The 11,798-nt window shown below is 35.0% G+C and carries 13 protein-coding genes and 1 CRISPR repeat array; all 13 genes read left to right on the top strand.

Annotation, left to right across the window (positions count from 1 at the left end; all coding sequences use genetic code 11):
• Positions 1-57: 57 nt before the first annotated feature.
• A CRISPR array of direct repeats spans positions 58-1,647; the repeat unit is 29 nt; unit sequence GTTTTTCATTAACTAAGTGGAATGTGAAT.
• 531 nt (positions 1,648-2,178) lie between these two features.
• The 13 genes from B2R82_RS22350 (at position 2,179) to B2R82_RS22410 (ending at position 11,611) form a co-directional block, all read left to right on the top strand.
• Positions 2,179-3,834 carry a right-handed parallel beta-helix repeat-containing protein gene (locus B2R82_RS22350; RefSeq protein ID WP_286927134.1) on the top strand — a complete coding sequence of 552 codons (1,656 nt, stop codon included), beginning with the start codon at positions 2,179-2,181 and terminating at the stop codon, positions 3,832-3,834.
• Positions 3,835-4,374: 540 nt separating this feature from the next.
• Entirely contained in the window at positions 4,375-4,566 is a 192-nt protein-coding gene (locus tag B2R82_RS22355) for a hypothetical protein (RefSeq protein WP_283872256.1), read from the top strand.
• A 507-nt stretch (positions 4,567-5,073) separates the two neighbouring features.
• Complete coding sequence (locus B2R82_RS22360) at positions 5,074-5,583, top strand: RNA polymerase sigma factor (protein ID WP_286927137.1); 510 nt, start codon at positions 5,074-5,076, stop codon at positions 5,581-5,583.
• Positions 5,567-6,556 carry an anti sigma factor C-terminal domain-containing protein gene (locus tag B2R82_RS22365; protein ID WP_286927138.1) on the top strand — a complete coding sequence of 330 codons (990 nt, stop codon included), beginning with the start codon at positions 5,567-5,569 and terminating at the stop codon, positions 6,554-6,556. The genes B2R82_RS22360 and B2R82_RS22365 overlap by 17 nt, the downstream gene beginning before the upstream one ends.
• Before the next feature lie 186 nt (positions 6,557-6,742).
• Positions 6,743-7,318 carry a cysteine hydrolase family protein gene (locus B2R82_RS22370; RefSeq protein WP_286927140.1) on the top strand — a complete coding sequence of 192 codons (576 nt, stop codon included), beginning with the start codon at positions 6,743-6,745 and terminating at the stop codon, positions 7,316-7,318.
• Positions 7,293-7,889 carry a class I SAM-dependent methyltransferase gene (locus tag B2R82_RS22375; protein ID WP_286927142.1) on the top strand — a complete coding sequence of 199 codons (597 nt, stop codon included), beginning with the start codon at positions 7,293-7,295 and terminating at the stop codon, positions 7,887-7,889. The genes B2R82_RS22370 and B2R82_RS22375 overlap by 26 nt, the downstream gene beginning before the upstream one ends.
• Before the next feature lie 26 nt (positions 7,890-7,915).
• Positions 7,916-8,491, top strand: coding sequence for a DNA-3-methyladenine glycosylase I (locus B2R82_RS22380; RefSeq protein WP_286927144.1), 576 nt, complete (start codon positions 7,916-7,918; stop codon positions 8,489-8,491).
• The gene (locus B2R82_RS22385; RefSeq protein ID WP_286927146.1) at positions 8,478-9,164 is read left to right on the top strand and encodes a DUF1963 domain-containing protein; all 687 of its coding nucleotides are present in this window, start codon (positions 8,478-8,480) and stop codon (positions 9,162-9,164) included. The genes B2R82_RS22380 and B2R82_RS22385 overlap by 14 nt, the downstream gene beginning before the upstream one ends.
• Positions 9,165-9,329: 165 nt before the next feature.
• Entirely contained in the window at positions 9,330-9,563 is a 234-nt protein-coding gene (locus B2R82_RS22390) for a hypothetical protein (protein ID WP_349680283.1), read from the top strand.
• A 144-nt stretch (positions 9,564-9,707) separates the two neighbouring features.
• Positions 9,708-10,058, top strand: coding sequence for a hypothetical protein (locus B2R82_RS22395; RefSeq protein ID WP_286927147.1), 351 nt, complete (start codon positions 9,708-9,710; stop codon positions 10,056-10,058).
• 80 nt (positions 10,059-10,138) lie between these two features.
• Positions 10,139-10,552: a hypothetical protein gene (locus B2R82_RS22400; protein WP_286927148.1), complete on the top strand. Its 414-nt coding sequence runs from the start codon at positions 10,139-10,141 to the stop codon at positions 10,550-10,552.
• A 58-nt stretch (positions 10,553-10,610) separates the two neighbouring features.
• Positions 10,611-11,231, top strand: a complete 621-nt coding sequence (locus B2R82_RS22405) for an NAD(P)-dependent oxidoreductase (protein ID WP_286927150.1) — start codon at positions 10,611-10,613, stop codon at positions 11,229-11,231.
• Between the two features lie 191 nt (positions 11,232-11,422).
• Positions 11,423-11,611, top strand: a complete 189-nt coding sequence (locus tag B2R82_RS22410; protein WP_286927149.1) for a hypothetical protein — start codon at positions 11,423-11,425, stop codon at positions 11,609-11,611.
• Positions 11,612-11,798 lie beyond the last annotated feature (187 nt).

Here is an 11,798-nt window from a genome sequence, read left to right on the forward strand (position 1 = left end):
TAACTAAGTGGAATGTGAATTCATTTAATTGATACGCGTCACCAACAACCCCCATATGTTTTTCATTAACTAAGTGGAATGTGAATCCATATTTCCAAAGCGCCTTGGCTGCACCTTTCTTGGTTTTTCATTAACTAAGTGGAATGTGAATAGCAAAACGGTGTACAGCGTTGATTTTATAAGAGTTTTTCATTAACTAAGTGGAATGTGAATAATATAACTTTAGGTTATAGCTTTAATAATAGAGAGTTTTTCATTAACTAAGTGGAATGTGAATAACTAAAAACTGAAAAGGGGAAAATTTAATTTTTCCGTTTTTCATTAACTAAGTGGAATGTGAATATTACTTTTAATAGTTTTTGGGCATATTGTGGGTCTGTTGTTTTTCATTAACTAAGTGGAATGTGAATCCGTCACCGTTAGCTTTTCCTGATTTGTCCGTACTCGTTTTTCATTAACTAAGTGGAATGTGAATAATTTAGGCGGGTCACGTGACTATATCGACACCGAGCGTTTTTCATTAACTAAGTGGAATGTGAATCATGTTTGATGATAAATGGTTGTGCATCACTACGCGTTTTTCATTAACTAAGTGGAATGTGAATACCATTCAAGGGACAGTGACAAGCAGCCAAAGCTTGGCGTTTTTCATTAACTAAGTGGAATGTGAATATCGTAATTTTTTCAATTACAACGTAGTTCAATTCGTTTTTCATTAACTAAGTGGAATGTGAATTGTTAAAAGAGTTTTTAAGTGTGAGGGGTTTGGCGAGTTTTTCATTAACTAAGTGGAATGTGAATTAAGTCAATAGTGTTTTGCTGTTGCTATATAGTTGTTTTTCATTAACTAAGTGGAATGTGAATCCTAAAGGTTCTGCGAAGGGCGTTTTATTGTTCATTGTTTTTCATTAACTAAGTGGAATGTGAATAGCAAGAAGAACAAGCCAAGTTAGAAGCTGAAGAACGTTTTTCATTAACTAAGTGGAATGTGAATGAACTTATCGTCAAGATAGTCTTACTATAGCTTATTTAAGTTTTTCATTAACTAAGTGGAATGTGAATCGCAGAAGTTTGTATACATGTTTTTAGTACTAGTGGTTTTCATTAACTAAGTGGAATGTGAATATATCAGGTAGTGGCAGCATGTCAAATGATGTAGCTGTTTTTCATTAACTAAGTGGAATGTGAATACAAACGCAGATGCTACGGGCGACCAAATGGCTGCTGTTTTTCATTAACTAAGTGGAATGTGAATATTAATCGAGGGCGATATGGTTAAAACGTATATCTGTTTTTCATTAACTAAGTGGAATGTGAATGTGATAGCTGTTTCGCCATCAAATAACTTACCTGCGTTTTTCATTAACTAAGTAGAATGTGAATCAGGCTGTTAGGTCATCCACACGGCACAATTGCTTTTGTTTTTCATTAACTAAGTGGAATGTGAATGACAAATCAGTTGATATGATTCTTTGTGACCTTCCTTGTTTTTCATTAACTAAATGGAATGTAAATTCGCAATTCACGTGCATTTGAGGAACAGGAAGCAATGTTTTTTTTCATTAACTAAGTGGAATGTGAATTTAAAATAACAAGTATAAAAGAACACTTGTTCCTGGTTTTTCATTAACTAAGTGGAGTGTGAATAATGTAAAGGAATACGTGGCAATGACATAACAAACGTGTTTTCATTAACTAAGTGGAATAATGAATTTTAAAAAAATGTTGACATTGCTACCATTAAAGTAGTTTTTCATCAACTATGATGAATGTGAATAAATAACTGTGTATCGCTAACAACACTCGAATTTTGTTTTTCATTAACTAAGTGGAATGTGAATCTCCGGGATCTTTGCCTTCAATTGCTTGTAGAGTTGGGGTTTTTCATCAACTCTCTGTATGGAAAGTGGGGATTAAATAACACCATCTTCTCCACCATAAACATGTCCAAGAGTTTTCTCTGCCTAAAAAATAAATATTGGGTTTTTTAACCACCATATAGCTTTAATACTCTCAAAATTATTAGCAATCACCTGCCTCAGAAAAATTCCTTCTAATTTATTTGCACAAAATTGAATAATAGGAAGTTCAATGGGTATATAAATATAATAAAACATGAGAACGATTTGGTCTGGCAAATAAGTATCGTGGTTTGATTTGAGGCAGAGGAGTGTGGAGATGGCGACACTTGTTGTAAAGAGGAGTATTATGCATCGTTACCAGCGTATTGAAGATGCGATTCGAGATGCTGCACCAGGGGATTTAATTGAAATTCGGGATGGTATCTATGAGGAAAGCTTTGAAATTTCCAAAAGGCTGACCCTTTATGGAGTTGGAAATGTGACGATTAAAGGTGGTGTATTTATCCGCTATAATACACATGCCAATATGCGTAATTTACGCTTTACACAAGGGCAGGGTATTTATGTCAAAGGGGATTTACAGCTGGAAAACTGTGTGATTGAACAGCAATTGGTACAAACACAGGTGACGGTTAGCTTTGGAAGCCTAATGATGAAAAATGTTGATATTCTAGCAAGCCCTGTTAATCAGTATGGTTTGCAAATTGATAATGGCTCAAGTGTTATTCTTGTGGACACGACAATCCAGCACCATACAAAGGCTCAAATTATGGTGCAAAATAGTGAAATTGCTTTAACCAATTGTATGCTATTGGAGGGTCAAACAAATGGTATTTTTGCGATTCGCAATGTAAAAATTGATATTGTGGATTGTGAAATTCATGGTCATCAGCAAACACAAATTGTTGTAGCCGCTAGTGCCATGACTATGACTAATACTCTTATACATCAGGGGCAGGGTTTAGGGATTCAGACCCTTGATCAATCGACATTAACAATGGATGGCTGTGAAATTAAGTGGCATCTGGATACAAATTTGGTTGTTCATGGCAGTGAGATTTGGCTTACAGATTCTATCTTTTCTGATGGGCAGGGTCATGGTATTTATATTGCAGAACACGCTACCGCAAAATTGTATGATTGTAAGGTCCATGGACATTATAAATCCCAGCTAATCATTGAAAATAGTAAGGTAGAGATTTGTAAATGTAGTGTGATGAAGGGACAGTCGACCGGTATCACGATTGTAAATGAAGCAAATGTCTCTATGTCAGAATGTATGATTCAAGACCATCAGCAATTTCATTTTATCGTCGATGCTAGTTTTCTAAAGCTGAATCGGTCTGTCCTTCAAGATGGGCAGGCAGGTGGTATTTTTGGTAATGATCATGCGAAAATAATGCTTTATCATACGACCATTCGTGAGCTTGAGGGACATCATCTTTATATAAATAATGCTCGTTTATTCGTAGATAAATGTACATTTGACGCTATTATTGGTCACGCTATCACTTGTATGAAGGCTATTTTCGAGGTTGCCAATAGTGCATTTAAAAACAACGGGAAGCAAAGTCCCTATGCACTTATTTGGTCAGATAACTCGATGGGGCGTATTAAGCATTGTTCGATTGATGAAATGGATCGTGCTTTTTTAGCGTTGTCTAATCAATCAATGCTGGAGATGGAGAATATTGATCTGACAGCAGTAAAGATACCAGCAATTGTGCAGGAGAAGAGTCAATTATTTATTCAAGGGACGACTAATGGAACTATGTGGAAAAGTGATGCCACATCCAAAATTATTGCTATATCTCCAAATGTTAATGATCAAATGAAGCAAATGGTGAACCAAATCAATCAAGCTGAATCAATAAATTTGCATATTCTTAATGAAAAGCTACAAATACCAATTGATGTATTGCAACAAGTAACTGCAATTCTTCAGAAAAGTAATATTAAAAAAACAATGTAATAACCGAATAAATGAGTAGGATAAGTAGTTTCACTTTTGTTGAAATTACTTTTTTTATGACACGAAACAAAATGGTAAAAATACAGAGGTGAACTTGAAAATCACTGTTTGGTTTTGACTAGTAATAAAGAGGGTAAAATTAAGTATCTTTCCTGTCATTTAAAAAATTGTCGGCAGCCCGTTTAGATATAAATGAATAATAGTGATAAAAAAGGTAGTCTTGTAAACGGTTTCTTAAGTATTCAATTGACGCAAATTCACAAAATTCGACAAAAAGGTTTATTATTTTTATAATTAGTAGTGTAAGAGAATTAATCGAGGCAAAGAATCATTACAATTCCTGAAGGGAAAGTTTTTTTAAAAAATAATAATATTTTTTGAAGAAAGTAATAATATTATTAAGAAAATGTAGATTTTGGATTGATTAATTTCCATGTTTTAGCCTATAATTAGTAAAAACGGTTCATTAAACATTGTATTTACAGAGATAAAAATGATTTTGGAATAATAAATTTATGTGTAAATTAGGGGTGAAAGAGCATGTTTGGGCTTTCGAAAGAGGAAATTATGTTAATGCTAGAGAAGGCAGAATTAGAAGAGAATCAAAAAAGTGCAATTGCTGAAATTCTACAGCTTAACAATATGCGAATTGAGCAACAACTAGCATTTATTATCCATCTAGTTATAGATGAGCGTGAACGAAATATTTCAAACAATACATATCTAAATTAAAAAATGTCGAAGGAAAGAGAAATTTGACTTCGGTTTGATTTATTGGTTGGAATCAACATATTGAATTTAAATAGTCATTCAACTTAAACAATCACAAGTGTTTTTAACAAGCATTTGTGATTTTTTTCTTTTTATCTTCATTCAGCAAATGTTTTTGTATCGAAAGCATAGTGGCAGAGGACTCCCATTTTGGTTCCTTTTCAGTGGATGAGCAAACACCTACTGAAATAGCGGGACTCACTCTAATAACGCCACGTCCTGTGGCAATTTATCTGTGCGAAAGCGCAGCGACAGCAACACACGACTGAGTGGCCAACATCATGTTGCTGCCTCTGCGTTAGTACTACGCTTTCGCACAACAAACATCTGTTGGCCCAAAACCTCTCAAAATCCGGACGCTATTACACCAAGGCGAAATTGTTTCCAATTAGCTGTATACATTTTAGGGGTTGAATGGTTATATAGATGAGTTAACTACGAAATGGATATCCAAAAAGTTGGTGAAGTATGAATAAAGAGTGGGAGCGTCTATTGCTTGCGCATGCAGAAGTCGTTTTCAAATATTTGATAAAAATAGGGGCTACAAAAGAAGATGCAGAGGACGTTGTACAAGAGACAATCATTAAAACAATTGAATGTTTGTCTACAATTCGACATGATAATTTACGAGCTTGGCTATTCAAGGTCGCCCTTAATCGCTACTATACGTTGTATAACAAGCAAAAGCGCGCAACATTAATCGGTGACAATGAAATCGAAAAATTAAAAATTGCATTGGATGATGCAGAGCAACATTATTTACAAAAAGAGCAACATGCAAAGATTAATGAAGCCTTGCAGGGGCTACAGCCAGCATTTCAGCAATTACTTCTAATGAAATACGATATGGAATTGTCCTATAAAGAAATCGCTGCAATTCTAGCGGTGAGTGAATCGCATGTAAAAACTTATTTACAGCGAGCACGTAAAGCATTTAAAAAACAGTGGGAGATGTTAGAAGATGGACAACCTTTTTGATACAGAACAGATGAAAAAAACAATGAAAAAAGCCCAGCGCTGCGCAACATGGAAAACGATTATCATCACGTTTGTCGTAATGGTTGTGACATTGTTTAGTGGAAAAATAGCTAATGACGCAATTACTAGATTTTTACAAAGTCACGCTCAAAATACCTTTTATACCTTACATCAAGTAAAAGGTGCAAATGAATTTATTGGATCAATCAGAAATTACCCTGGGATTTTAGGCGGTGAAATGCATTATAAAACAATTAAATACATTGAAGGAAAGGTTGTTCTCACTGGAGATGATGCATTGGGCTATGGTTTTTTACGAAACGAGGAGTTATATGAAGGCGCTATTTCTAATCTAACATTTGGAATGAGTAACAGTGAACAAGATTTAAATTCTCAACGTTATAATGAATTTGGACAGCGTGAAATGTTGTTTTTCTATCCATTTATAAATTATCAAAAGACGCAAAATGATTTAGCCTTGTTGCCCGAAATTGATGATCATAAAGTAATGGAAATCGCTTTATCTTTTGATAAAGGTTATTCAATGCAGGAAGCACTTGCGCAACTGCCGAAAGATGTGAATACTACTTGGCTATGGGTTAAAGATGTGAATGAAGCAGACGATCATACTGTCAAAATTGAACAAAATGGAAAGGTTATAGATAGCTACAATGTGTTTCGTTCAGAACAAGATGTATATGGTTTTTCCCTTTTAAACGCGAACGGTGATGTAGCAGAGAACTCAGCAGAGCTATTTGTCCAAGATATATCAAGTGGGGCAAGACAATCATCAAGTTTAAAAGATGAATATAAACGATTGGAAAAAGAAATTGGTGGTGAAGATGGGCTGTCTGTGAATGACCTTGTTATCTATGGGGCAGTAGTCACTGGTAATACGAAGACATTAGCGAGTCTGAAGAATCTTGATTTTATAAAAGCATCCTCAATTGGAGTAATTACAGATAAATATTAACTCTAAATAAGGTCATTTCATATAGGAGGTGACCTTATTTTTTTGTAAAGCAAAATAATGCAAATTACCCTTTGTAAGACCTGATACCGCTCATTTGCCGTGATATTGAAATGGTAAATAATGAAACTAATTATTTTTATAAAACGTAAAGATAGTAAGCGTTTTAAAACGATAGGGGGATAGAATTTGAGAAAAGCCTTACTTATATTAGATATTCAAAACGATTACATGAGTGATCAAGCTAGACTGCCTATAGCAAAGCAGCAAATGGAATCTACCATAAAAAGTATCAATAATCTCATCGGAAAAGCAAAAGAGCAAGAGGTTCCAATTGTCTATATTAGAAATGAATTTGAACGAACACAAATCTCGAACCTTTTCCGAAAATTCACTGCTATTAAAGGAACGAAAGGGGCTGAATTTGATGAACGATTAGTCATAGTGGAAGGAAAATATTTTTCAAAAAATAAAGCAGATGCATTTAGTAATCCAGATTTAGCAACTTTTCTCTCCCAGCAAAATATTAATGAATTAATCGTCACGGGTGTGTTTGTTGAAGGCTGTGTGAGTGCAACGGTTTATGGAGCTTTAACAAGGAATTTTAAAGTGATAGTTGTTAATGATGCAGTTGGGGGAGTAAGCGATAAAAGCAAAGCAGCAGCCTTAATGAAGTTAGCAAAAAAAGAGGTCTTAATCTGCACATCACATCAAATTTTAGAGGGAGAGGAGATTGAAAATGACACTTTTACAGCGTTTAATTAAACAAGCTAAGAAGCCAAACGGATTTGTAGGGTCAGTAATGTTACGCATTATGAATGTTGCACATAGTGGTATGAATACATGGCTTATTAAGCATGGTGATATATGTGATGGTGATATTGTATTAGATATTGGCTGTGGTGGTGGAAAAACACTTCAAACTTTATCGAAAATGAATCCAGGTGGTAAAATCTACGGTATAGATTTTTCTGAGCAGGCTATCAAGGATTCCATAAAAACAAATAAAATGGATGTGGCAAATGGTAAGGTCATTGTCAAGCAAGCGAGTGTTTCAAACATTCCGTACACAGATCAGTTTTTCGATACAATTACAGCCTTCCAAACACATTATTTTTGGCCAGATCTAGCAAATGACGTGAAAGAAGTATTTAGAGTATTGAAGCATGGTGGAAAATTTATTATTATGTCAGAGCTCTATAAAATTAATTATCATATGAAAGCCTATAAAACAACATCAGAAATTGAGCAGCTATTCGAAAGTGTAGGGTTTCAAAAGATTCAAATTATCCAAAATGCGCGCAAAGGATGTCTTTGTATAATAGGCATGAAATGATACATAGGAAAATGGGGGTACTATAAATGAAAAGATGTGAATGGGTAAAGCTAGAGGAGCCACTATACGTAGATTATCATGACAAGGAATGGGGTGTTCCCGTCTATGATGACCAGCATTTATTCGAGATGCTATGCCTAGAGGGGGCACAGGCTGGGCTTAGCTGGTGGACTATTCTGCAAAAAAGGGAGGGGTATCGAGCTGCTTTTGACCAGTTCGATGCTTCAAAAATTATTCTTTATACCCAGGAAAAGCTAGAGGAGCTTCGACAGGATACCCGTATTGTTCGTAATAAGCTAAAAATTGCAAGTGTTGTTTCAAATGCACAAGCCTTTTTAAAAATACAAGAAAAATACGGCTCATTTTCTCATTATATTTGGGGCTTTGTAAACCACGAACAGATTGTAAATAAGTGGTTGTCCATCGCTGAAGTACCTGTCACGACACCAATTAGCGATCGAATGAGTAAGCAATTGAAAAAAGATGGCTTTAAGTTTGTTGGTAGTACAATTTGTTACTCCTATATGCAGGCCATAGGAATGGTGAATGATCATGTAATAGATTGTTTTTGTCGAACTGAGGTGTCTGATGATGAACATTAATGATATTAAGGCACAGCTAGTAAGACAGGCTACAATCTTTACAACAGGAGGTATTCGCCCTACTCATGATCTTCTTGAAAGCTGGATAGGCTTTGTAGGCTGGTCATTACCTGAGGAACAGAGACCTAAAGAGTTTCAGCCACTTGCCACACTGTTTTTAAAGGAGTTACCTTTTGTTCCAGAATCACTTCAATCAATAGAGCTATTGACTGTATTTATCCACGAGGGAATTTTTCAACATTTAATAGAGGATGATCTAAGTCGATTTTTTGATATTAGAGCCTATACATCATTAGAGGGTTTGGTACAGCGAAATTGGCAGCATGACCATATTCGCGCATTTCCTCTGACGCCTAAGCTAATAGTTAATGATTATCCAGCATGGGATGGGGGAGGTATCTCTTGTGATGTGGAAGATGAAATTTTAAGGCTCGAAAACGATGGAGAGCTAGATTACTTTGATGATATTGTGGAGGAAATTTACGCTGTTCATAAGATAGGTGGCTACCCAGCATTTTGCCAAAGCGGTCATGATTTTGGCGAGGACTATCCATTTGTCCTTCAAATTGCCTCAGACGAAAAGGCATATTTCAATATTGTGGATAATGGGAATTTCTATTTCTTTTTTAACCCCATCTTAAAAGAATGGCGCGTTCATTGTGATTTTTATTAAAAATAATCTCATCTCTCGTTTACAGCAATGAAAGAAATAGTCATAAATCAAATACTCTCTACAATAATTTGAAAGTATGTACTCATTGTAGCTAAGCATTAACGACAAGCCTTCGCGATTGTTGATAAAAAGAATTGGGAGGGCTTGCATGTTATATTTAGCAGGGTGGAAAACCAAATTGCTAAAGGAGGAAAAATGATGAGACGCCATATGCCTGAAAATAAAAAGACAAGGAAGGTGCTAAAGTTGGAAAATAAAACAGTTGTGAAAAATGGTATTGGATTTGGCTCTGTTCTAGCTATTACAATTTCTTGGAGTGTCAATCATTCAATATTATGGGCAATTATACATGGCTGTTTAAGTTGGTTGTATGTTGTCTACTATGCGTTGGTAAGATAGAAAGCTAGTAACAGTGTAAGCATTAGCAGTGGTAAGTGTTTAAAGGAAAATGGTGAAGGGTACAGATAAATAGAAAAGACACATCGTTCATATCTTTTGAGCAGTTAGCATACATATTTAAGTGCTCTTTTTCAGAAGAATAGTATGCATCGCAGAAGAAAGGTTGATAGAATGACACATCAAGTAACCGCTGCAAGTAACATTGACTTCAGTGCTACAGGCGTTGATAAAATTTTACAAAATGTAGCTTTAATCTTATCTACTTTCGTAATTTCTTGCCCATTTACCAGAGAATTTGATTTTGGAACGAGTTCTCTTACACCTTTACAGCTTGTCAAAAGACGTAATACAGCACGTCTTATTGAGAGCATCCAACGCTTTGAACCACGAGCTATCATTATTGATGTGGATTATTTAGGGGATACTTATATTGGAAAACTAGAACCTGTTGTCAAAGTAATTGTAAAAAACCGTTCAAGAAAACTTTTTCGATAAAGAATTAGCCAGGCAGCTTTACTTACGGCCTGGCAATTTGTAAGTGACCATTAATTCCTTTTGTAAAGTAGTATTATAAAATGGAATGGAGAGAATTGATGAAAGGATTCATAAAAGGTATTTCAAGTTTATTTTTGATCATTTTCATTAGTTTGGTACTTCTTACAACTAAACAACCCGTATATGTTCCTACCATTCAAACACCTCCTCCTACAAATTATGCTGAAGAAATTGGTGACAAGTTACAAGCCTCCGATTTTACCAAAAAAACGATCATTGCCCTTAGAGCAGCAGGTTATTCTCCAGATAGTACAATTGGTTATTTAGTTGAATCTCCTACGAATCAAATAATGACTATCCACTTACATAACATCGATAAAATTGATAAGAGTACAGAAAGTGAAATCCAATATATTGTCAATAGGATTGCAAAAAATAATAATCTCCATAACTTTATTGTTAATGTTCAACTTGTAGATGTGTCTTTACAATAATAAGGATGGAAAAGCTTTAAAACTAGTGTGTTATAATCGAAGCAAAGAGGTGAGTATGTTGAGAATTTTAGTGTTAGGGGCAACAGGACGCGTAGGCAGTCATGTAGTTTCACTTGCGTTGCGGGATAATCATCATGTAACTGCTGTAGTTCGGGCACCACATAAGCTAAACATTTGTCATGACAATTTACATATTATTAAAGGGGATGTCACTGACAAACATAATATCGAAGCGGCTATGAAAAATATAGATATTGTCATCAGCGCCTTAAGCACAGATGGAACAACTACTTTAACGAAAAGTATACCTGTAATTCTTGACGCTATGACAAAAGAAAATGTTAAACGAATTATAACAGTTGGAACTGCTGGCATTTTACAAAGCCGTTTAGATCCAGGTCTATTGCGCTACCAGTCAAGTGAATCAAGAAGAACAACCACTTTCTCCGCTCAGGAGCATCATCAGGTCTTGGAGTTATTGAAACAATCAAAGATGGACTGGACCATTGTTTGCCCTACTTATTTACCTGATGGAATGTATACTGGTCATTATCGCATCGAACGAAGCTTTTTACCAAAGGGTGGCACCGAGATATCGGTAGCAGATACGGCAGAATTTACTTACCAACAAATCAAAAATAGCGATTATTTGAAAGCTCGAGTTGGAATTGCGTATTAATATTTAAGTGTTTGTAAAAGGGGTAAAATTAATGTTTCCGTATCTTGCCAACTACTTTATTGAGCAGACTTCAAGGAAGTATTTTTCTAAAGATATGGTTCACAATTAATTACCTTCTAACTGTTTTTTAATGGTTACATAAGAGTAAAATGTAGCGTATATTTTCCTTTTTATAGAAGGTGAATTATACTTTGTGTCGAATATATCTTTTAGAGGTGATTGTTATGGAGAAAGATAGTTCGATTGCAATCAAATATCCTAAGCATAAAAAACTATATGAAACCGGAGAAACGACACAATTATATGTAATAAACATAACAAAGGAGCATGTTGATCGGTTGATTGAGGAAATTGATAAGACATTAAAGGCGTCTAAATGACGTCTTTTTATTTTGGAAAATGGTCACCTTCGAGGATAGAAAGTGACCAAATAAAAGGGGTGCTTTTGTAAGGTTAAAGCGCTGGTATACTACTATAAATATGATGGAAAAAAACTCTTAGCTCAGCCATTTGCCTTAGCTATAAAAATTATTAATATATATTTCATCACTAACGTCGCATGAATTT

Source organism: Lysinibacillus sp. UBA6686, assembly GCF_002455205.1.
Lineage (GTDB): Bacteria > Bacillota > Bacilli > Bacillales_A > Planococcaceae > Lysinibacillus > Lysinibacillus pakistanensis.